Annotated in this window: 19 protein-coding genes and 1 pseudogene; 7 read left to right on the plus strand and 13 right to left on the minus strand. The window is 71.0% G+C overall.

What is annotated here, in order from left to right; translation table 11 throughout:
• Nucleotides 1-201 precede the first annotated feature (201 nt).
• The 7 genes from ABZS54_RS34100 to ABZS54_RS34130 all read right to left on the minus strand — a co-directional run bounded on the left by ABZS54_RS34100 (nucleotide 202) and on the right by ABZS54_RS34130 (nucleotide 8,561).
• Nucleotides 202-1,104: a phosphoribosylaminoimidazolesuccinocarboxamide synthase gene (locus tag ABZS54_RS34100; RefSeq protein WP_355545091.1), complete on the minus strand. Its 903-nt coding sequence runs from the start codon at nucleotides 1,102-1,104 to the stop codon at nucleotides 202-204.
• A gap of 125 nt (nucleotides 1,105-1,229) precedes the next feature.
• A complete protein-coding gene (locus ABZS54_RS34105; RefSeq protein WP_355545094.1) occupies nucleotides 1,230-2,606 on the minus strand; it encodes a hypothetical protein in 1,377 nt (458 codons plus the stop codon).
• A 192-nt stretch (nucleotides 2,607-2,798) separates the two neighbouring features.
• Nucleotides 2,799-4,079 carry a phosphoribosylamine--glycine ligase gene (purD, locus tag ABZS54_RS34110; protein WP_355545097.1) on the minus strand — a complete coding sequence of 427 codons (1,281 nt, stop codon included), beginning with the start codon at nucleotides 4,077-4,079 and terminating at the stop codon, nucleotides 2,799-2,801.
• A gap of 37 nt (nucleotides 4,080-4,116) precedes the next feature.
• Nucleotides 4,117-4,719 (minus strand): hypothetical protein, encoded by a 603-nt coding sequence (locus tag ABZS54_RS34115; protein WP_355545100.1) that lies wholly within the window; start codon nucleotides 4,717-4,719, stop codon nucleotides 4,117-4,119.
• 74 nt (nucleotides 4,720-4,793) lie between these two features.
• Nucleotides 4,794-5,516 carry a GntR family transcriptional regulator gene (locus ABZS54_RS34120; protein WP_355545103.1) on the minus strand — a complete coding sequence of 241 codons (723 nt, stop codon included), beginning with the start codon at nucleotides 5,514-5,516 and terminating at the stop codon, nucleotides 4,794-4,796.
• A 284-nt stretch (nucleotides 5,517-5,800) separates the two neighbouring features.
• Nucleotides 5,801-7,153 carry an aspartate aminotransferase family protein gene (locus tag ABZS54_RS34125; protein ID WP_355545106.1) on the minus strand — a complete coding sequence of 451 codons (1,353 nt, stop codon included), beginning with the start codon at nucleotides 7,151-7,153 and terminating at the stop codon, nucleotides 5,801-5,803.
• A gap of 115 nt (nucleotides 7,154-7,268) precedes the next feature.
• On the minus strand, nucleotides 7,269-8,561 hold the full coding sequence (locus ABZS54_RS34130) for an adenylosuccinate synthase (protein ID WP_355545108.1): 1,293 nt from the start codon (nucleotides 8,559-8,561) through the stop codon (nucleotides 7,269-7,271).
• A gap of 124 nt (nucleotides 8,562-8,685) precedes the next feature.
• Here ABZS54_RS34130 and ABZS54_RS34135 point away from each other — a divergent pair, with 124 nt between their 5' ends.
• Nucleotides 8,686-9,672, plus strand: coding sequence for a diacylglycerol kinase family protein (locus ABZS54_RS34135; protein WP_355545111.1), 987 nt, complete (start codon nucleotides 8,686-8,688; stop codon nucleotides 9,670-9,672).
• A 120-nt stretch (nucleotides 9,673-9,792) separates the two neighbouring features.
• Here the strand turns inward: ABZS54_RS34135 and ABZS54_RS34140 are convergent, their stop codons facing one another.
• Together ABZS54_RS34140 and fbaA are read right to left on the minus strand one after the other, a co-directional pair.
• A complete protein-coding gene (locus ABZS54_RS34140; RefSeq protein ID WP_355545114.1) occupies nucleotides 9,793-10,209 on the minus strand; it encodes a DUF3151 domain-containing protein in 417 nt (138 codons plus the stop codon).
• 85 nt (nucleotides 10,210-10,294) lie between these two features.
• The gene (fbaA, locus tag ABZS54_RS34145; RefSeq protein ID WP_355545117.1) at nucleotides 10,295-11,317 is read right to left on the minus strand and encodes a class II fructose-bisphosphate aldolase; all 1,023 of its coding nucleotides are present in this window, start codon (nucleotides 11,315-11,317) and stop codon (nucleotides 10,295-10,297) included.
• 381 nt (nucleotides 11,318-11,698) lie between these two features.
• Here fbaA and ABZS54_RS34150 point away from each other — a divergent pair, with 381 nt between their 5' ends.
• From ABZS54_RS34150 to ABZS54_RS34160, 3 genes are all read left to right on the plus strand, one after another.
• Nucleotides 11,699-11,836, plus strand: a complete 138-nt coding sequence (locus ABZS54_RS34150) for a hypothetical protein (RefSeq protein WP_355545120.1) — start codon at nucleotides 11,699-11,701, stop codon at nucleotides 11,834-11,836.
• A 158-nt stretch (nucleotides 11,837-11,994) separates the two neighbouring features.
• Complete coding sequence (locus ABZS54_RS34155; RefSeq protein WP_355545123.1) at nucleotides 11,995-12,606, plus strand: SigE family RNA polymerase sigma factor; 612 nt, start codon at nucleotides 11,995-11,997, stop codon at nucleotides 12,604-12,606.
• On the plus strand, nucleotides 12,603-13,562 hold the full coding sequence (locus tag ABZS54_RS34160) for a hypothetical protein (RefSeq protein ID WP_355545126.1): 960 nt from the start codon (nucleotides 12,603-12,605) through the stop codon (nucleotides 13,560-13,562). Before ABZS54_RS34155 ends, ABZS54_RS34160 begins: the two co-directional genes overlap by 4 nt.
• A gap of 54 nt (nucleotides 13,563-13,616) precedes the next feature.
• On the opposite strand, the gene ABZS54_RS34165 is transcribed toward ABZS54_RS34160, so the two are convergent.
• Complete coding sequence (locus ABZS54_RS34165) at nucleotides 13,617-14,984, minus strand: FAD-dependent oxidoreductase (protein ID WP_355545129.1); 1,368 nt, start codon at nucleotides 14,982-14,984, stop codon at nucleotides 13,617-13,619.
• A 161-nt stretch (nucleotides 14,985-15,145) separates the two neighbouring features.
• On the opposite strand from ABZS54_RS34165, the gene ABZS54_RS34170 reads away from it, so the two are divergent.
• Entirely contained in the window at nucleotides 15,146-15,817 is a 672-nt protein-coding gene (locus ABZS54_RS34170) for a VTT domain-containing protein (protein WP_355545132.1), read from the plus strand.
• A 589-nt stretch (nucleotides 15,818-16,406) separates the two neighbouring features.
• Here ABZS54_RS34170 and pyrE read toward each other — a convergent pair.
• The 3 genes from pyrE to murJ all read right to left on the minus strand — a co-directional run bounded on the left by pyrE (nucleotide 16,407) and on the right by murJ (nucleotide 19,575).
• A complete protein-coding gene (gene pyrE, locus ABZS54_RS34175; RefSeq protein ID WP_355545135.1) occupies nucleotides 16,407-16,946 on the minus strand; it encodes an orotate phosphoribosyltransferase in 540 nt (179 codons plus the stop codon).
• Nucleotides 16,947-17,043: 97 nt separating this feature from the next.
• Entirely contained in the window at nucleotides 17,044-17,808 is a 765-nt protein-coding gene (locus ABZS54_RS34180; protein ID WP_355545138.1) for a hypothetical protein, read from the minus strand.
• Nucleotides 17,809-17,895: 87 nt separating this feature from the next.
• Complete coding sequence (murJ, locus tag ABZS54_RS34185; RefSeq protein WP_355545141.1) at nucleotides 17,896-19,575, minus strand: murein biosynthesis integral membrane protein MurJ; 1,680 nt, start codon at nucleotides 19,573-19,575, stop codon at nucleotides 17,896-17,898.
• Between the two features lie 311 nt (nucleotides 19,576-19,886).
• On the opposite strand from murJ, the gene ABZS54_RS34190 reads away from it, so the two are divergent.
• Nucleotides 19,887-21,095: a peptidoglycan bridge formation glycyltransferase FemA/FemB family protein gene (locus ABZS54_RS34190; RefSeq protein WP_355545144.1), complete on the plus strand. Its 1,209-nt coding sequence runs from the start codon at nucleotides 19,887-19,889 to the stop codon at nucleotides 21,093-21,095.
• Nucleotides 21,096-21,176: 81 nt separating this feature from the next.
• Nucleotides 21,177-21,268 (plus strand): annotated as a pseudogene (locus ABZS54_RS34195) (peptidase C56 family protein); the annotation flags it as partial.

Consider the following 21,268-nt stretch of genomic DNA (forward strand, 5'->3'; position numbering starts at 1 on the left):
TAGAGCATCACCTTGCCAAGGTGAGGGTCGCGAGTTCGAATCTCGTCGTCCGCTCCATGAGAAGGCCGGATCACTTATGTGATCCGGCCTTCCTGCTGTGCGCGAAAGGCATGCGTATCCCGGGCCCGCAAGGGCGCGGGTGCGCCGAGAACGCGACACCGCCGGACCCCGGCGAGGGGTCCGGCGGTGATCGATGTCGTGTCAGGCCCAGCGGCGGCCGGTCAGCCTCTCGTACGCCTCGACGTACTTCTCGTGGGTACGCAGCACGACCTCCTCGGGCAGCGCCGGCGGCGTGGTGTCCGAGGCACGGTCCCAGCCGGACTCGGGCGAGGCCAGCCAGTCGCGCACGTACTGCTTGTCGAAGGACGGCTGGGCGTGCCCGGGCTCCCATGCGTCGGCCGGCCAAAACCGCGACGAGTCGGGTGTGAGCACCTCGTCGGCCAGCACGAGCCGGCCCTCCGGGTCGAAGCCGAACTCGAACTTGGTGTCGGCCAGGATGATCCCGCGCTCGCGGGCGATGTCCCGGGCCCGGCCGTAGACGGCCAGCGTGGCCCGGCGCAGCGTGGCGGCCAGCTCGGCGCCGTGCTGCTCGGCAACGTAGTCGTACGAGACGTTCTCGTCGTGCTCGCCGACCTCGGCCTTGGTGGCCGGGGTGAAGATCGGCGCGGGCAGTTCGGAGCCGTCGGTCAGGCCCTCGGGCAGCGTGATCCCGCACACCGTGCGCGAAGCGCGGTACTCCACCAGGCCGGATCCGGCCAGGTAGCCGCGCGCGACGCACTCGACCGGCACCATGTCCAGGCGCCGGCACACCAGCGCGCGGCCGGCCCAGTCGGCGGGGGCGCCGGCCGGTACCTCGGTGGAGATCACGTGGTTGGGATACAGGTCCGCGAGCAGTTCGAACCACCACAGCGACATGCTGGTGAGGATCCGGCCCTTCTCCGGGATCTCCGGGTCCAGGACCCAGTCGAAGGCCGACATGCGATTGCTCGCCACCATCACGAGGTTGCCCTCGGCGTCGGTGTACAGATCACGCACCTTGCCGGTGTGGATGTGGATCAGGCCGGGAACCTCGACCGGCTCGGGCTTGGTGACGAATCCGCTCACTGAAACCAGCACTCTCTCGGGTCGTGGGCTCGCCGCGTGTGCGCCGGGGCGAGGGCGAGCCGAGTCTTTCACGGCCCCGGCCCGGGCCGGAACGCACCGGTCCGTGCGCGGATGCCGGGCAGGGTCTAGGCCGCCGACCCGCCCGGGTGGACCGGTTCGCGGGTGGGGACGCCGATGCGGGCCAGCCATGTGCGCAGCGGGGCGTCGTTGCCCTCGTCGACGGCGCGGGTGATCAGGGTCGCCAGGTCGACCGCCCGGCCGGCCCCGTCGACCAGGACCGGGCCGTCCAGCCAGTCCACCGCCGGGCGCATCCGGCCGGTGTCCAGGGCCGCACACGCGACCACCGCGAACAGATGGTCCGCGGCCTTGCGCCGGCCCTCGTCCGGATCCCGGCGCAGCACCGCCAGGGCGTCGTCGACCGGGGCCGCGAACGCCTCGGCCCGGGCCCGCCAGACCGGCTCGATGACCGCCTGCGGGTAGTCCGCCCAGCGCACCGGGTCCGGGGTCGGGCCGTCCGCGAAGATGCCCGCCGCGAGCCGGGAGATCTCGCCGTCCACGGCGATCGGGTCGGTGAGCAGGTCGCTGGCGGGCCGCTCGGCCAGCCGCGCGCCGAACGCGTCCGCGAGCCTGTCCCGCCGGGACAGCTCGGTCAGCGCCGACACCACGCCCGCCATCAGCGCGTCCGGGCGCCGTCCGATCGTCCAGGCGGGGGCCGCGAGCCGGGTCAGCAGCCGGTCCCAGCCCGCGTAGGCCAGGCCGACCTGTTCGTGTGCGGTGGCCCGCAGTTCCGGCTCCAGCGGGATGGCCAGCGCCGCCGCGCCGACCGCGATCTCGCGTTCCATCAGCTCGGCGTGCCCCTGGCACAGGCCCAGCAGTTGGCGGGCGAACGCGCGGGAGAGGCGGCGAGCCGGGCGCAACAGGCGCGGGGCGGGCGAGCGTCGCACGTCGGCGACGGCGTCCAGCCTGCGCACCCAGCGCCGCGCGCCCGCGACGGCCGGTTCGGCGGATGCCTCGGTGCCCGCCACGACCGGCGCGAGCAGGGCGCGCAGTTCGCCCACCCGCAGCCACCACAGGAACGGTGCGCCGATCACCAGCACGGTGCGCCGCGACCGTCGGGGGTCGGGTTCCAGCCAGCTGTCGCATTCGGGGCACAACCGGATGCCGTCCGGCATCGGGACACGCAGTTCCTCGGCCAGCTCGCGCACCATCGTGTGCAGTTCGGGGGCTTCCCGTGGTCCCAGCGTGATCGCCGGGACGCCGGTCCGGCGCACCAGCGTGAGGTCGAGCGCGACCCAGGCGAGCACAGCTACCAGGGCCACCGCCAAGGCGGCGAGCAGCGTTCCCGGGGCACTTGCGCCGTAGGTGCGCGAGGCGCCGTACAGCAGCAGGCCGGCGGCCGTGAGCACGGCCAGGAGAGCGCCGTTGCGCACCCACAGCACGGCGCGCGCCCGCGCGCGTGCCTCGGCCAGCGCCAGTGGTTCGGCCGACTCGCCCACACGCATCGCCCCCATCCGATCCTGGATCCGGGGATCACTCGTCCGGGTCGTCGGTCACGACCCGCGGTGCTCGCACGATAATGCGACGAGTTCGGGTGTTCAGCCCCTTCGGGCCGAACACCATCCCTGCGAGTGAGATCCGGGGCCGGACGGCTGTGCGTGTTTGAGCCGACCGGTAACGACTGCGAACGGCCGAATTCAGCCGTTCGCGACCCCTCCGGCGACGCTGATCTCGCCCCGGATCGCCTTGGCGGCGATGTCGGTGCGATGGTGCGAGCCGGGCAGGCCGATCAGCGCGACACCCTCGTACGCGCGTTCGCGTGCCTGCTCCAGGGTCGCCCCGGTACCGGTCACCGAGAGCACCCGGCCGCCGGAGGACAACACGTCGCCGGCCTCGCCGCGGCGGGTGCCGCCGTGCAGGACGTAGGTGTGCGGGAGCTTGGCCACCTCGGCCAGGCCCTTGATCGGGTCGCCGGTGCGTGGGGTGGCCGGGTAGTTCTCCGCGGCCACCACGACGGTCACGGCCGCGCCCTCGTGCCAGCGCAGCGGCTCCAGCTCGCCCAGGCGCCCGGTGGCGGACGCGTGCAGCACGCCGGCCAGCGGGGTGGCCAGGCTCGCCAGCACGACCTGGGTCTCCGGGTCGCCGAACCGGCAGTTGTACTCGATCACGCGCGGGCCGCGCGAGGTCAGCGCCAGGCCGATGAACAGCACACCGGAGAACGGAGTGCCGCGGCGGCGCATCTCGTCCACGGTGGGTTGGGCGACGGTACGCACCAGGTCCTCGGTCAGGCCCTCGGGGGCCCACGGGAGCGGGGTGTAGGCGCCCATGCCGCCGGTGTTGGGGCCCGCGTCCTGATCGCCGACCCGCTTGAAGTCCTGGGCGGGCTGTAGGGCCACCACGTCGTTGCCGTCGCACAGCACGAACAGCGAGACCTCGGGGCCGTCCAGGAACTCCTCGATCACCACGCGGTCGCAGGACGCGGCGTGCGCGCGGGCGACCTCGAGGTCGTCGGTGACCACGACGCCCTTGCCGGCGGCGAGGCCGTCGTCCTTGACCACATAGGGCGGCCCGAACGCGTCCAGCGCGTGATCGGCCTCCTCGGGGTTGGTACACACGTAGCTGCGCGCGGTGGGCACGCCGGCCGCGGCCATCACCTCCTTGGCGAACGCCTTGGAGCCTTCCAACCGGGCGGCGGTGCCGGAGGGGCCGAAGCAGTCGATGCCACGAGCGCGCACGGCGTCCGCGACGCCGGCGACCAGCGGCGCCTCGGGGCCGACGACGACGAGGTCGACTCCGAGCCGTTGCGCGAGGTCGGCCACGTCCCCGGCGTTGAGGGCGTCGACCTGGCGCAGCTCGGCCACCTGGGCGATGCCGGCGTTGCCGGGCGCGCAGTAGACGGCGGAGACCGCGGAGTCGAGGGAGAGCGAGCGGCACAGCGCGTGCTCACGGGCACCGCTGCCAATCACGAGGACCTTCACACCGGCAGCCTAGTGCCGTGCGCCACGAGCACCGAACTCAGGCGAAGACCACCATCGCGCCCAGCGTCACACTCTCCTGCGCCGCGGCGTACAGGGTCGCCCACACGAAGCGCTCGCGGGCGAACGGCGCGCCGTCGTAGGTGGGCGTGGGCCGGGGCGGGTCGAGCAGGTCGACCCCGATGTAGGGGGCGAGATCCTCCAGCTCGCGCAGCATGCCCAGGCTGGAGCCCAGCGGCCCGCCGTCCTCGGGCAGCGGGTCGTCCATCAGCGGCTGCGGGAAGTCGACCGGCAGGTAGGCGCCCGCGTGGTCGTAGTGCCAGACCAGATGCGAGAACTGGGCGGCCGCCTCGAAGGTCTCCAGGAGGCGGTCGTAGTCCTCGCCCAGCTGCTCCACCGGGGTGACCGGGAACCCCGTGCGGTGCAGCAGATAGGCGCGGCGCAGGTAGTGCAGCGATTCGTGGTCGAATGCGCCGGCCAGCCGCACCTCGGCGGTACCGGGCTGCCACGTGCGCACCGGTACGGCCGGCAGGCCGTTGCCGACGAGCGCCGCGTCGTAGGCGGCCAACTCGTCGCGGAACGGATTCTCCGGGTTGTGACACAGCGCGTCCACCAGCGGAACGAGCCAGACGTCGCAATCCACGGTGCAGCTCCCGGTCTTGTCGGTGCGGGTGGCGGGTCAGGGCGCCACCGTACCGTCCTGTGGCAAAGCGATCGTCAGCGCGCGTCCGCCAGTTCACGGGCGAGCCGGCGGCCGACCGAGGTGTAGTCGCGCATCAGCGCCATCGCCGCCTCCGCGTCGCGCCGCGCGACCCGGTCGGCGAGTTCGCGGTAGCGGCCCCAGCCCGACACAGTCGGCGGTGCGTCGCGCAGGTAGGGAACGATGTACATCCAGGCTTGGACCCGGAGCACGGCGAGCACGTCCGCCAGTCGGCGATTGCCACTCCAGCGCCCGAGTTCGCCGAAGAAGCGGCGATCGAGCAGGGCCACCTCGGACACGTCGCCGTTCCACCGCGCCGCGTCGAGCCGGTCGCCGAGCGCGCGCAGCGCGGGCATCGCCTCCTCCGGCGCGGTGCGCGCGACCCGGCCGATCAGCGGGACGCCGAGCAGTCGGCGGGACTCGACGATCTCGGCGAAGTCGGTCCAGGTGAAGGTGCACACCTGGAAGCCGCGGTGGTGGCCGCCGAGCAGCAGACCCTGCGCGGCCAGTTGGATCAGCGCCTCCCGCACGGGGGTTGCCGAAACCCCGAAGCGTTGCGCGGTCTCGTTGACGGTGAGCGAGGTGCCGGCCGCGAGCCGCCCGGTCACCAGGTCGTCGCTGAGCACCTCGGCGATCTCCTGGCGCAGGCTGATCCGCCGCAACGGGGCCTTCCCGCCGATGGGATCGGCCGCGCCGAAAAACAGGCCGCCGTCTAAAACACTGCCCTGTGCCGACTGCACGCGGTCTCTTCCCGCCGGCCGTCGACGCCGTCGCGTCGACGGGCATCCGTCCGATCAAGTCGATCGCGTCGATCATATGAACGGATATCCGATTTGGGGAGCAACGTGCCCATCCGATTTCGCCCGCGACGTCGGGAGTTCGACCATCGGATCCGCCAACTGCGGGCCGTGGACGCCGAAAAAAGCCGTACCCGCACCGATCGGGGTGCGGGTACGGCTTGTTGCGAAGGCTCGACCCGGACCGCCCGAGACCGGGCGGATTCCGAAGGAGGGTCAGGGTGTGCTCACGCGCAGAACGCGTCCGCGACGGTCAGCGCCTCGTCCAGGATGGCCAGGCCTTCCTTGACCTCGCCCTCGGTGCTCGTGCAGGGCGGCACCACGTGGGTGCGGTTCATGTTGACGAACGGCCACAGGCCGCGGGCCTTGCAGGCCGCGGTGAACTCGTTCATCGGCTGCGCGGCCGGGCCGGCGGCGTTGTAGGCGACCAGCGGTTCGCGGGTCTCCTTGTTCTTGACCAGCTCGATCGCCCAGAACACGCCGAGGCCGCGGACCTCGCCGACGCTCGCGTGCCGCTCGGCCATCGCGCGCAGCTCGGGGCCGATCACGCTCTCGCCGAGCCACTTGGCGTTCTCGACGATCTTCTCCTCGCGCATCGCGGTGATCGTCGCGACGGCGGCGGCGCACGCGAGCGGGTGACCGGAGTAGGTCAGGCCGCCGGGGAAGGGGCGCTCGCGGAACGTCTCGAAGATGCGGTCGGAGATGATCACGCCGCCGAGCGGGACGTATCCGGAGTTGACGCCCTTCGCGAAGGTGATCAGGTCCGGGGTGATGTCCCAGTTGTCGACGGCGAACCACGCGCCGGTGCGGCCGAAGCCGGCCATCACCTCGTCGGCGATGAAGATGATTCCGTACTTGTCGCACAGCGCCCGGACACCGGCAAGGTAGCCGGGCGGCGGCACCAGGATGCCGGCGGTGCCGACCACGGTCTCCAGCACGATCGCGGCGATCGTCTGGGCGCCCTCGAACACGATGGTGTTCTCCAGGTGCGTCAGCGCACGCTCGCACTCCTGCGCCTCGCCGTCCGCGTGGAAGGCGGAGCGGTAGGCGTACGGACCCCAGAAGTGCACGATGCCGGACACGCCGGTCTCGTTCGGCCAGCGGCGCGGGTCGCCGGTCAGCGCGATCGCGTTGGCGGTGGCGCCGTGGTACGAGCGGTAGGTGGAGAGCACCTTGTGCCGGCCGGTGTGCAGGCGCGCCATCCGGATCGCGTTCTCGTTCGCCTCGGCGCCGCCGTTGGTGAAGAAGACCCGGTTGAGGTCGCCGGGGGCGAGCTCGGTGATCAGCCGCGCGGCCTCGCTGCGGGCGTCGTTGGCGAAGGCCGGCTGGATCATGCACAGCTTGTCGGCCTGCGCCTTGATCGCCGCGACGACCTTGGGGTGCTGGTGCCCGATGTTGGTATTGACCAGCTGCGACGCGAAGTCCAGGTATCGATTGCCGTCGTAGTCCCAGAAGTAGGAACCTTCGGCACCCGCGACCGCCAGCGGGCTGATGAGCCCCTGCGCGGACCAGGAGTGGAAGACATGGGCGCGGTCGGCGTCGTAGACGGCCTGCCCGGCCGCCGGGTCCAGAGTGCTCATGCGGCCACCCTACGGCCGCACAAACGCCGCTCGGACCGTCAGGTTGTCAACGATCACGGGGTCCGGCCGACAGTGTGTCGGCCGGACCCCGTGCGTGTTTCGTCGCCGCGATCCGCTACTTGCCGCGGAGCAGGCTGTTGATCTCGATGGTCTGCGTGCGGCCGGGGCCGACGCCGATCGCCGAGATCGGGGCACCGGACATGTCCTCCAGGGCCCGGACGTACGCCTGCGCGTTCTTGGGCAGATCCTCGAAGGTCTGCGCGCCGGTGATGTCCTCGGTCCAGCCGGGGAGCTTCTCGTAGATCGGCTTCGCGTGGTGGAAGTCGGTCTGCGACATCGGCAGTTCGTCGTGCCGCACGCCGTCGATGTCGTACGCGACGCAGACCGGGATCTCCTCCCAGCCGGTCAGCACGTCCAGCTTGGTCAGGAAGAAGTCGGTGAGTCCGTTGACCCGGGTCGCGTAGCGCGCGATGACCGCGTCGAACCACCCGCAGCGCCGGTCGCGACCGGTGGTCACGCCGCGCTCGTGGCCGATCCGGCGCAGCGCCTCGCCGTCCTCGTCGAAGAGCTCGGTCGGGAACGGTCCGGCACCCACGCGCGTGGTGTACGCCTTGAGGATGCCGATCACGCCGGTGATCTTGGTCGGGCCGATGCCGGATCCGGCACACGCGCCGCCCGCCGTCGGGTTGGAGGACGTCACGAATGGATACGTGCCGTGGTCCACGTCCAGCAGCGTGCCCTGACCACCTTCGAGCAGGACGACCTTGCCCTGGTCCAGGGCCCGGTTCAGGACCAGCGTGGTGTCGGCGACGTACGGCTCGAGCTGCTCGGCGTAGCCGAGGTATTCCTCGACCACCTCCTCGACCCGCAGCTCGCGGCGGTTGTACATCTTGACCAGCATCTGGTTCTTGTCCGACAGCGCGCTCTCGACCTTTTGGGTCAGGATGCCGACGTCGAACAGGTCCTGGACGCGGATCCCGACCCGGTTGATCTTGTCGGCGTAGGCCGGGCCGATGCCGCGCCCGGTGGTGCCGATCCTGCGCTTGCCGAGGAACCGTTCCGTCACCTTGTCGAGGGTGCGGTGGTACGGCGTGATCAGGTGCGCATTGCCCGAGATGAGCAACTTGGAGGTATCGATGCCGCGTTCGACCAGGGTGCTGATCTCGTGGAGCAGCACCCCCGGGTCGACCACGACACCGTTGCCGATGACGGGCGTGCACTCGGGCGTGAGGATGCCGGAGGGCAGCAGGTGGAGGGCGTACTTCTGATCGCCGATGACAACGGTATGGCCGGCATTGTTGCCGCCCTGGTACCGGACCACGTAGTCGACGGATCCGCCGAGCAGGTCGGTAGCCTTCCCCTTGCCCTCGTCTCCCCATTGGGCGCCGACGAGTACGAGTGCGGGCATGAGGCGTACACCCCTTCCAGGCGGGGCATGTTTGACAACGGGAGCCCCGGACGGTCCAAGCCCCTTGACGCGGTGCGCGGCAAGGGGCTCTTGCGGGGAGAGGTTACCTGAGGAAGGACGACCGGTGTCAGCCGAGCGCTCGCTGCTCGTGATCACGGACCCTGCGGCTCGCTCGGCGGACGGCGAATCCGTCCGGGTCGCGCTCGATGTTCTGCGGGCCTGCGCCCCCAGCAAGATCGTCATTCCCACGGACACCGCCGACCTGCAACGCGCGCTCGCGCGGCGGGGGCGTCGGCGTGTCGTGGTGATCGGCGGGGATGCCGGAGTGCACGCCGTGGCGCGGTTACTCGATCGTGCGGGCGAGCTCGGCGACACGCCCTTGGGCATCGTCCCGGTGGACACCGGAAGCGGCCACGGACTGGCCGAGGCATTGGGCCTGCCGGCCGAACCCGCCAAGGCCGCACGTGTGGCCCTGGGCGAGAACGAACGTTCCTTCGACCTGATGTCGGACGACCTGGGCGGGCTCGCGCTGCGCTCGGTGCGGATCGGTCACGGGGTCCGCTCGACCCGTTCGGCGCCGGTGCGGCCGACGCTCGGGCGCGGCTGGCGCGGGCTGGTCGACCACGCCGTGCGGACCGTGTCGAGCACCGTCGGCGCGGCGGTGGGACCCGCCGGGCACCGACTGCGGATCGAGGCGGACGGGTGTGTCGTGGCCGACATGGATCGGCCGGTCTTGTCCGTGCATCTGGGGTGCGACGGCTCGGTGACCCCCGGGTCGAAGATGACGGAAGTCACGTCGAACGGATCCGCCGGCGACGATGGCGTGCACGGTGCGAACAACACGAACGGGACCAATGGCGCACATGCCGCATATCACGCGAACATCGTGAACGGTGCCGGCACGGCAAGTGTGATGATCACCGGGTATCCGGGAGCGGCCCGGTTCGGCGCGGCCCAGGCCCGCGACGCGCTCGTGCAGTTGCGTGCGCACGAGATCACGGTGTGCGGTCGCGACTTCACCTATGCGGCCGACGGCATGGCGACCGGACCGGTGCGGCTGCGCACCTGGACGGTGCGGCCGACGGGATGGCGGCTGTTCGTGCCGGCGTAGCCCGGCACCGGAACCGCAGGCAAAACGGCCCGCCGAAAGCGCGGCCAAAAACGACCGGCCGGGCCAAGAATTGAGCCCGGCCGGCGTTTGAGGCCGGCTCGGCCGAAGGCCGGGTCTCGCTCAGCCTTCGAGCGCGTCGGCACCCGCCGGGCTGCTGTCCCGCAGGAAGATGGTGCAGCGCGAGTACTCCTCTTCCTCACCGATGGCCCCCGCCGCCCGCGCGAGCGCATGCAGCGAGCGCAGGAAGCCGCGGTTGGGCTCGTGCTCCCACGGCACCGGGCCGTGGCCGCGCCAGCCGGAGCGGCGCAGCGCGTCCAGGCCGCGGTGGTAGCCGACCCGGGCGTAGGCGTAGGACTCGATCACGTTGCCCCTGGCGAACGCGTCGTCGGCCAGGTCGGCCCACGCGAGCGAGAAGGTCGGGAACTTGGCGGCCACCTCGGCCGGCGGCACACCGTCGACGAGCAGCGCCAGCGGCTCGGCTTCCTCGGGCAGGTAGGTGGGGTCGGGTCCGCCGAAAAGGTTCTGATCGATGGTCATGGTGCCCATGATTGCCCATCACGACGCGAAGCCCGCGACCTCGTGGTCGCGGGCTTCGGCGGTGCGGGTGATGCTCGGGCGTCCGCTACTTCAGTCGGGTGCCCGCGGAGCGCAGGTCCCGGCACGCCACGACCACGCGCTCGGCCATCCCGGTCTCGGCCGCCTTGCCGTACGAACGCGGGTCGTACAGCTTCTTGTTGCCGACCTCGCCGTCCACCTTGAGCACACCGTCGTAGTTGCGCAGCATGTGGTCCACGACCGGGCGAGTGAAGGCGTACTGCGTGTCGGTGTCGACGTTCATCTTGACCACGCCGTAGTCGAGCGCCTCGCGGATCTCCTCCAGGAGCGAGCCCGAGCCGCCGTGGAAGACCAGGTCGAAGGGCTTCTCCCGGCCGTGCTTGGCGGCGACCGCGTCCTGGATGTCCTTGAGGATGCTCGGACGCAGCTTGACGTTGCCCGGCTTGTACACGCCGTGCACGTTGCCGAACGTCGCGGCCAGCATGTACCGGCCCTTCTCGCCCAGGCCGATCGCCTCGACCGTCTCCAGCGCGTCGGCCGGGGTCGTGTAGAGCTTGTCGTTGATCTCGTTGTCGACGCCGTCCTCCTCGCCGCCGACGACGCCGATCTCCAACTCCATGATGATCCGCGCGGCGGCGCACTTGGCGATCAGCTCACGGGCGATCTCGAGGTTCTCGTCGAGCGGTACGGCCGAGCCGTCCCACATGTGCGACTGGAACAGCGGGTCCTGACCCTTGGCCACCCGCTCCGCGGAGATGTCGATCAGCGGGCGCATGAACCCGTCGAGCTTGTCCTTGGGGCAGTGGTCGGTGTGCAGGGCGATGTTCACCGAGTACTTCTCCGCGACCACCTTCGCATACTCGGCGAACGCGACCGAGCCCACGACCATGTCCTTGACGGTGGTGCCGGACAGGAACTCCGCGCCGCCCGTGGACACCTGGACGATGCCGTCGCTCTCCGCCTCGGCGAAGCCGCGCAGCGCGGCGTTCAGGGTCTGGGACGAGGTCACGTTGATCGCCGGGTAGGCGAAGCGACCGGCCTTCGCCCGGTCGAGCATCTCGGCGTAGACCTCGGGAGTTGCGATGGGCATGCGTCTGCTCCTCGTGTTCAGCCAAGCGGTGATATGAGGGTTTCGGACACGGATGGCCGTATCCCCGCTTGCCGCCCATCCTGGCAGACCGCCCCGCACGACACCGCATCCCGTCCTCCCCGTTCGGGGGACCGAATGCGATGTCTGACGGAGCGTCAGGTCGCCGCGCAGCCGGCGTCGAACCCTCGGGAAACTTCCGCACGAACTTTCCCATCGGGCGCAACCATCCCACTGGAAGTGCGTCTAAGGCATTGAGAGCAGCAAGCAGGGACGCGGCGGGAACAACGAGCAAGGCCGGGCGACACCGGCTTTCGCGACGCCCGAGGCCCCGGTTCATCCTCGTTTCTTTTTCCACAACCTTCCCCAAGGGACGCCCGCGTCATGCGCATGCCCGATATGAACGTTTTTGCGAAGAAGACGATCGCAGTCGCCTCCACGGCCCTGCTCCTGGGCGTCGGCCTGCCGCTGGTGCCCGGGATGGCGGGTGCGGCGACGCGGCGGCGTCGGATCGGGAACTGAACCACAACGACACGCCAACTGAACTACAGGGAAAAGAACTTCGGCCGATCACGCAACCCCTCGGGGTGCGGGGCGTCACCAGGACACAGGCTGTGCACGGAGGGTGGGGGCGGTCACATGACAGCGAAGGGGGCGGCGGAGCTGTGGCGCTGCTGAGCATGCCGGCATTCGGGGGCGACCAGCAGTCGTCCGGCTCCCCGTCGGAGGACACGGCGGCGCCCGAGGCATCACGTCGGTCGCGATTTCGAATCCTGCGGGGCGGCGGCGAGGAACTGCCGGCCCGCCCGACGTTGACCGAGCTCTATCACGCCCAACGGCTCGGCATGGTCCGACTGTCCATCCTGCTCGTCGACGACCTCGGCACCGCCGAGGACGTCGTCCAGGACGCCTTCACCGCGCTGTACCGACGCTTCGGCGAGGAACTGGAGGACGTCGACAACGCGCTGGCCTACCTGCGCACCTCGGTGGTCAACCTCTCCCGTTCGGTACTGCGCCGCCGGCGTACCGCCCGTGCCTACGTGCCCCCGCACGAACCCGACGCCTCCTCGCCCGAGGACGCGGTGGTCCTGTCCGAGGAGCACCTGCGGGTGCTCGGCGCGGTGCAACGCCTGGCCCCGCGACAGCGCGAAGTGCTGGTGCTGCGCTATTGGTCCGATATGACGGAGGCCCAGATAGCCGAGACCCTCGGGCTTTCCCGTGGAGCGGTGAAGTCCACGGCAAGCCGTGCCATCGACGCCCTCGAAAAACTCATGAAGGACGAACAGTCGTGACCGAACGCGATGCGCGCGACGAATCGATGGAGGATCTGCTGCGCGCGGCCATGGCCTCGCGCGCGGACTCAGTCACGCTCGGCTCGCTGCGACCGCCGGGGCCGCCCCGGTCGGTGCAGCACCATCGGAGCCGGCGCGCCAGGATCGGCCTCCCGCTCGCCGTCCTGGCCGCCGTGGCCGCGGCCTTCGGCGGGGTGTCCCTGGTCGGCGCCCCGGACACGAACACGAGCGCGCCGATGCAGTCCCGGGCGCCTTCGCCGCTGCCCACCGAAAGCGTACGGCCGGCCCCCGCCACGACGACCGCGCCGCCGACGCAGACCGTCCCGCCGGGCGAGGAGTCGCCCGAGGCGCCGGAATCGAGCACCCCCGAGACGAACCGGGCGACGAGCACGCAGCCGACGAGCCGACCGCCGTCGACGCCCCCGACAACCGGGGTGCCCGGTTCCTCGACCAAGCCCAGGTCCGCAGACGTCACGGCGGTGAAGTTCGTCAAGCAGCCGTCCTGGACGGTCGTGCGCGAGGACGCCGCGCACGCGTGCGTGCTCGCCAACGCCAAGTACACCGGAGACTGCCTCGGCCACGGGGCCTGGATCAACGTCAAGAACGTTCCGGACCCGAGCGGTCTGTGGCCGTCCGAGTCGTTCGCGGACAGCGATTCCGGCGCCCTGACGCAGCCGCTGTGCCTGCGCGACGGCGCGGTGGTCGCTCCCCCGCCGGAGGGAGTCACCTCGGTGCTGGACACCAAGTCCACGGTCACCGTCGCGGGACATCCCGCGAAGTACCGCTCCTGGACCGTGACCTGCGCAGGAATCGGGTCCTACCAGGTCCGGCTGTGGTGGCTGGTCGACCAGGGGGTGTACATCCACACGACCGGGGTGCCGGTCGGCGACAACCTCGCCGACCGCATCGTCGCCACCCTGGACCTCTCCGGCTTCAAGGCCCCGTCGGGAGGCTGAACCCCGGGCCCGGCGGCGCCGCGGGATCGGCGCCGCCGGGCACGTCGACGGGAGTCAGCGCCGCTCGGCCACCCGCTGCGCCGCCTTTCGCGCCGCGACCAGGATCGGGTCCCACACCGGTGAGAACGGCGGCGCGTAGCCGAGGTCCAGGGAGGTCATCTCCTCGACCGTCATCCGGTGCGTGAGCGCCACCGCCGCGGTGTCGATCCGCTTGGCGGCGCCGTCCCGGCCGACGATCTGCACGCCCAGGAGCCGACCGGTGAGCCGCTCCGCGATCATCTTGACCTTCATCGACCGCGCCCCCGGGTAGTAGCCGGCCCGTCCGGTGGAGGCGATGGTCGCGCTCACGAACTCGTAGCCCGCGGCCGCCGCGTCCTTCTCGCGCAGCCCGGTCCGGCCGATCTCCAGGTCGCAGACCTTGCTCACGGCGGTGCCGACCACACCGGGGAAGGTCGCGTAGTCGCCGCCGATGTTGGTGCCGATCACCCGGCCGTGTTTGTTCGCATGGGTGCCGAGCGCGATGTGCTGTCGACGGCCGGAGACCAGGTTGAGCACCTCGACGCAGTCGCCGCCCGCCCAGATGCCGTCCGCGGTGACCCGCATCCGCAGATCGGTGTGCAGACCACCGGCGGCACCCAGCGGCAGACCCGCCTCGCGGGCCAGTTCGGTGGCGGGACGCACGCCCAGGCCGAGCACAACGATGTCCGCGGGAAAGCGGCCGTCGGCGGTCAGCACGGCACTCGCGCGACCGTCCACGAGCTCGATCTCCCGGGCCTCGGTCTCGGTCACCACCTCGATGCCCATCCCCTCCATCGCCTCCTGCACCAGCGCGCCCATGTCCGGGTCGAGCGAGGACATCGGGTGCGCGGACCGGTCCACGACGGTGACCCGCAGGCCCTTGCGAACCATCGCCTCTGCCATCTCGATGCCGATGTAGCCGCCGCCGATCACCACCGCCGTACGGTGCTCGGGAGCCAGCCACTCGGTCAGCGCGCGGGCGTCCTCCAGGGTCTGCACGCCGTACACGCCGGGCGCGTCGATGCCCGGCAGCGGCGGCCGAATGGGCACCGCTCCGGTGGCGAGCACGAGCTGGTCGAAGCCGATCCGGTCGGCCCGTCCGGTGCCCAGGTCGCGAACAGCGATCTCGCGCCGGTCCAGATCCAGCCCCTCCGCCTCGACCCCCAACCGCAGGTCTATCCCGCGCTTGCGGTGCTCCTGTGGGGTGCGCGCGATCAGCGCGTCCGGGCCGTCCACCTCGCCCGATACCAGATACGGGATGCCGCACGCGGAGTACGAGGAGAACCGGCCGCGCTCGACCACGACGATCTCCAGATCGTCCTCGGCACGCCGCCTTCGAGCCTGGGACGCCGCACTCATTCCGGCGGCGTCCCCGCCGATCACCACCAGCCGCTCGATGCCCACGTGCTACCCCTGACTCTGTGTTCGTGCGTGTGTCTGCGTGTGCCCGGTCGCCGTCTAAGAGGCACGTCATCCCCGTCGGCAAGGTCCCGACCTGGTAATGATGCGGGGTTCGGGGTGGGGACGGGTGACGAGGCACGCGTCGCTCGGACTACCCTCCAGAGGTGGAATTCCAAGCTGTCAACGTCCTCGACGCGACGTCCCTCATCTCGACGTTCGGACTCATCGGCATCCTCGCGATCATCTTCGCGGAGACGGGTCTGCTGGTCGGGTTCTTCTTCCCCGGCGACTCGATGCTGTTCCTGGCCGGCGTCGCCGCGTCCTCGTCGGCGGAAGAGATCGTCGGCACGTCCATTTCGCTGCCCTGGTTGCTCCTGGGTGCACCGCTGTGCGCGATCGCCGGCGCCCAACTCGGCCACTTCCTGGGCGCCCGGTTCGGCACGAAGATGTTCAACAAACCGGACTCCAAGCTGTTCAAGGCCGAGTACGTGACCAAGGCCGAGCAGTACTTCGAGAAGTTCGGCCCGGCCAAGGCGGTGCTGCTCGCCCGATTCATCCCGATCGTCCGCACCTTCCTGAACCCCGTCGCCGGCGTCCTGGAGATGCCCGCGCGCACGTTCTTCCTGTGGAACGTGATCGGCGGCCTGGTGTGGACCGACGGAATCATCCTGCTCGGCTACCAACTGGGTGACACCATCGGCAGCAGTATCGACAAATACCTGTTGCCGGGAGTGTTCGTCATCGTGCTGATCTCGTTGCTGCCGATCATCATCGAGGTCATTCGCAGCAAGCGCGAGGCGAAGCGCGAAGCGGCGTCGTCATCGTCGAGTAACTGAACACATACGCTGCGAAGCGGCGGTGCGCCATTGGTGCACCGCCGCTTTTCGTTGTCCGCGCCGGCGCCGACAATCGGCCGAATTGAAATGTGCGGGCGTACAACCTTTTCCCGCCGCCGTGCGTCGGGCCGGCCCGCGACTATTACCGGGTGACGAAAACGCCCTGCCCCCGGACGGGGACCGGGGGCAGGGCGGCTTTCGGTGCGGCGTCCACCGTCGGGTGGAGCGCCGTTCCCCCGGCGGCACGAGGTGCCGGGGCGCCGGCACCGCGCGGCGAGCGCGGTACCGACGGTGAAGGTGGCCGCCGGGTCGGACGGGGAACCGACCCGGCGGCCCGAGGGGAAAGGGCAGGGGTGATCACGTCCTGTTCGGCGCGAATTGACTCGACCGCGGGATCGCGGCGAGCGCGCAGGACGACATACACGACGAATTCATACTTCCCCCCCGGGAAGTCCGGTCGGCGGATGCGCCGACGTCGGAACCGGATCCGACAATATCCGAGACCGCGAAAAAAGCAACGGCCGCGCCGTGAATGCGTAAGGCATCACACGGCGCGGCCGTCGGTGGAATGGACCCGCGAGGATTTGATTCAGTTCAGTTCGAGGTCTTCCAGGTGGTAGGCGACCCGGTACTCCAGGCCGGCCTTTTCCACCGTCGGTGCGGCCCCGCGCTCGACGATCACCGCGACCGCGACGACCTCGGCGCCGGCCTCGCGCAGCGCCTCCACCGCGGTCAACACCGAGCCACCGGTGGTGGAGGTGTCCTCGACGGCCAGCACCCGACGGCCCTTGACGTTCGGACCCTCGATGCGGCGCTGAAGGCCGTGCGCCTTCCCGGCCTTGCGCACCACGAACGCGTCCAGCTTGCGCCCCTGCGCGGCGGCGGCGTGCAGCATCGCCACGGCGACCGGGTCGGCGCCCAGGGTCAGCCCGCCGACCGCGTCGAACTCCAGGTCCGACGTGAGCTCCAGCATGACCCGGCCGACCAGCGGCGCAGCCTCGCCGTCCAGGGTGATCCGGCGCAGGTCGACGTAGTAGTCCGCCTCCCGGCCGGAGGAGAGGACGACCTTGCCGTGCACGACGGCCTTGGTCTTGATCTGGTCGAGGAGCGCATCGCGGTCGGAACTCATGGCATGGGAGCCTAGGCCCTCTCCGGCGGATCTTGGTGGAGGCCCAGGGCCTGTCCGGCGGATCCTGGCGGCCCCACCAGGATCCGCCGGACCGGCCCTAACCCGCGCGACGGCGGCGCACCTGCACCAGACGCCAGACGAGCAGCACGCCGAGGGTGGGCACCAGAATCCGGATCGCGCGCCGCGCGGCTCGACCGGTGCCGTGGCCGGCCTCGGACCACAGGTCCGGCTCCGCGTCGACTGCGGCGGGCCGCGGCGCGGGCGGCTGCGCCTGCCGAGACCGCTCCCGCAGCGCCGCGAACGGGTCCGCGATCGGCTCGACCGACTCGAACGGGGTGTCCGTCGCCGGCACCGGGGCCAGTTCGTCGGCGAGCGCCGCACCGAACAGGTCGGCGGCCCGGGCGAACGCGGCGACCGGCCGAGCCGGATCGAAACCGGCCCCGGCGCCCGCGTCGCCCGCGTCGGTCCGCCCCGGCGTGTCGGCGAACACGATCCGGGTCTCGCTCGGCCCGTCCTGCCCGTCCGCCGCCAGGTCGTACAGCCGCACGGTGAACTCGGCGCCGAACCGGCTCGCACCCTCCCCGCCGCCGTCCGCACTGTCCGCACCCTCGGCGCCGCCCGCCACGCTCGCGACCAGCGCCAACGGCTCGACCGCGTCCACGAGCCGCAGCGTGCCGCGGTAGGTGACCGTGTCGGCGCCGACCCGCAGCTCCCACCGCCCGGTCAGCTCGACACCTTGGGCACCCGTTCGGGCCGGCTCGTCCAACAGCAGGCCGGGCACGCATTGGGCCAGTCGATCGGCGTCGTGGAAGGTGTCCCAGATCGATCGGACCGGGATCGGCACGACGACTTCGTACTGCATCCGTTCTCCCCGCTCATGGCAGCGGCCGATGCTCGACCGGCGCGCCCGTGGACCGACCCGTGCGGTCGGCGGCTACCGCCCACCCCATCACACCCGCCGGTGCCGCCCGGTCGGCGCGTCGGGGTCGATCACGCGCGGCGTCGCGCCGGGATCGGGGTCCGGGACCGGCGGCTCCTCGGGCAACCGCAATCGGCGCGCCCGCGGGTAGGCGACCGGCACCACCAGCCCCGTGAACAACACCGCGGCGCCGGCCAACGCGGCGGCCGCGCCCGGCGGCCCGGAGCCGAGCGTGTGCGCACACCAGCGGGCGAACAGCCACGAGCCGCCCGCCGCGCCGGCGGAGACGATCGCCAGGCCCAGGTGGGTACGCGCCACCCGGATCGTGTCCAGGCCGCGCAGCCGCCGGCGCAGCGCCAGGGCGAGCCAGACCAGGCCGATCAACTGCGCGAGGCTGTACCCGGCGGCCATCCCGGTGACCGCCCACTCGGCGGGCAGCGTCCAGTAGGCCACCAGCGAGAACAGCGCCCCGCCCGCGGTCATCGCGGTGTTGGCCCAGAACGGCGTACGGGCGTCCTGGACCGCGTACAGCCCGCGCTGGATCAGGTATTGCGCCGAGTACGCGATCAGCCCGGGCGCGAACGCGGTGAGCATCAGCCCCATCGCGCGGGTGTCCGCCTCGGTGGTGACGCCGTGCTGGAAGACCACCGCCGTCACCTGCGGGCCCAGCGCCAGGAACAGGAACGATACCGGCACGATCACCAGCGCGTTCAGCCGCAGGCCCCGGGAGATCAACTCGCGCACCTGCGACGGATGTCCGTCCGCCGCGGCCCGGCTGATCCGGGGCATCAGCATGGTCACGATCGACACGGTGACCACGCCGTGCGGGACGATCCACAACAACTGCGCATTGGCGTACGCGGTATAGCCCACACCGTGGCCGAGCCCGGACTCGACCGCCTTGTCGGAGACTTCGACCGCGAGCCGGGTGACCAGCCAATAGCCCAGTTGCGAGACGCCGACCATGGCGACCGCCCAGCCGGCCATCCGCAGCGGCGTGCCGAGCCCGTGTCCGCGCCAGTCGAAACGCGGTCGCCAGCGCACCCCGGCGGCGCGCAGGTACGGCACCAGCGCAGCCGCCTGCACCACGATCCCCAGCGTGGTGCCCAGGCCGAGCAGTCGGGTCTGCGCGGGGGTGATGCCCGCCGCGTCCCGGACATCGTGCGCGACCAGCAGGAAGGATCCGAAGACCGCGATCACCACGATGTTGTTCAGGATCGGCGTCCAGGCCATCGGCCCGAACCGGCCGCGGGCGTTGAGCACTTCGCCGACCAGGGCGAACACGCCGTAGAAGAGGATCTGCGGCAGACACATCCGGGCCAGGGCGATGGTCAGTTCGCGCTGCGCGCCGTCGTAGTCCGCGTAGGCGGTCACGATCGCGGGTGCGGCGAGCACGCCCGCGACGGTGAGTACGAGCAACACGCAGCCGACCGCGGTGAGCAGTCGGTCGGTGTAGCCGGCTCCACCGTCCGCGTCCCGCCGGGCGGCGCGCACCAGTTGCGGCACCAGAACCGAGTTGAGCGCGCCGCCGACGAGCAGAATGTAGAGGATGTTGGGCACGGTGTTCGCGACGTTGTAGCCGTCCGCGAACAGCCCCGTACCCAGCGCCGCGACCACCGTCGCGCTGCGGGCGAAGCCGGTCAGTCGGGACACGGCGGAGCCCAGGGCCAGGCTCGCGCCACCACGCAGCACCGACCGGACGGCGCCCACGGCATCGCCCCCCGCGGCCGGACCGCGAGCAGCCACCGGCGACCGCGCCGACCGCGCGGCGGGTGTCCCGGACGCGGCGTCGCGGCCCTCATCACGAGCGTGCCTGCCCCGAGGCGGCGCCGAGACGACATGGCTCACAAACGACTCCAATTCGGCCTCGATCGGGGTTTGCGACATGCTCCCCCGTTGTCTGAGTCCTCGTGAGGCCACTTCCGTTGCATCCGAATTTCTTGGTGACGAAACCCGCTGCCACGGGCTCTTAAAGAAATGCGGGGCTTCCCCGCATCCCTCCGTCCCCGAGGAGACGTCCCGTGGTCACGCTGCTTCCGGCACCGCCCGCGCGCCCGAACGTTCCCGCCGCGGCGTCCGCCGCGCCTGCCGCCGGCACCATCGCACCCGCCGCGGCGGGCGATCCGAAGCTGCGGGTCGCCCGGCTGACCTCCGACGCGCATCTGGCCCATCTGGACGGACGCGGCGACGCGGGCTTCCTGCAATACCCGTCCTGGGCCGTGGTCAAGGAGGGTTGGCGCAGCGAGGAGATCGGCTGGTACGACACGAACGGGGTGGTGGTCGGGTCGGCCCTGGTGCTGTACCGCAAGATGCCCAAGGTGCCGTACTGGTTCGCCTACCTACCCGAGGGTCCGGTGATCGACTGGACCGATCCGAATCCACAGCGCTGGCTGGCCCCGCTGATCGAACTCATGCGCAGGCGCAATGTGTTCACCGTGCGGATGGGTCCACCGCTGGCGTACCGGCGGTGGCAGGCACAGACCGTCAAGGACGCGGTCAGGCACGGTCTCAAGCACCTGGACCGGGTCACCCCCGACGAGATCGACCCGCTCGGCGCCACCGTCGCACTGCGGCTGGGCGACCTGGGCTGGCGCACCTCGGGGGACGGCGCGGACGCGCAGCCCCGGTACACCTTCGAGCTGCCCTTCGAGAACCGGCCGCTGGACCAGGTCAAGGCGGCCTTCAACCAGGAGTGGAAGCGAGCGATCGCCAAGGCGGGCAAGTCCGGCGTGGACATCACCGTGGGCGGCTACGAGGACATGCCCGCGTTCTTCGAGTTGCTCCAGGTCACCGAGCGCCGCAACGGCTTCCGACTGGGTCGGGAACTTCCCTACTACGAACGGCAGTTCCGAGCCCTCAACACCGAGTCCGCGGGCCGGATGAAGCTCTACCTGGCCCGCTTCGAGGACCGGCTGCTCGCCGCGCACACGCTGATCAGCGCGGGCTCGCGAGTCTGGTACCAGACCGGCGCGTCCACCGACCACGGGCGCGGGGTGCGCCCCAGCCACGCGCTCCAGTGGCGGATGATCCAGGACGTGCACGAACGCGGCGTGCCGGTCTACGACATGCGCGGGGTCAGTCCGGTGATCGACCCGGACGACCGACTGTTCGGCGTGCTGCGCTGGAAGCTGGGCACCAACGGGCGGGTCGTGGAGAACCTGGGCGAGTGGGAGTACCCGGTGGTGCCGGCGCTGCACAAGGCGTTCCGGGCGTACATGTCGATCCGCTGAGAACCCGGCGAGGGCCGTGCGGCCGCACGAGGGCCGTCCGAGGGCTGCTCACCCGCGCGCGTAGTCGGCGATGCGCGGGACGCGGTGGGATCCGGCGACTTCGACGCGCTCGTCCTGCCCGGCGGGTTGGCCAACCCGGACTTTCTGCGTACCCAGCCCAAGGCCGTGGAGTT

Origin of the sequence: Embleya sp. NPDC005575, assembly GCF_040605455.1 — a bacterium.
In the GTDB taxonomy this organism is placed as follows: Bacteria; Actinomycetota; Actinomycetes; order Streptomycetales; family Streptomycetaceae; genus Embleya.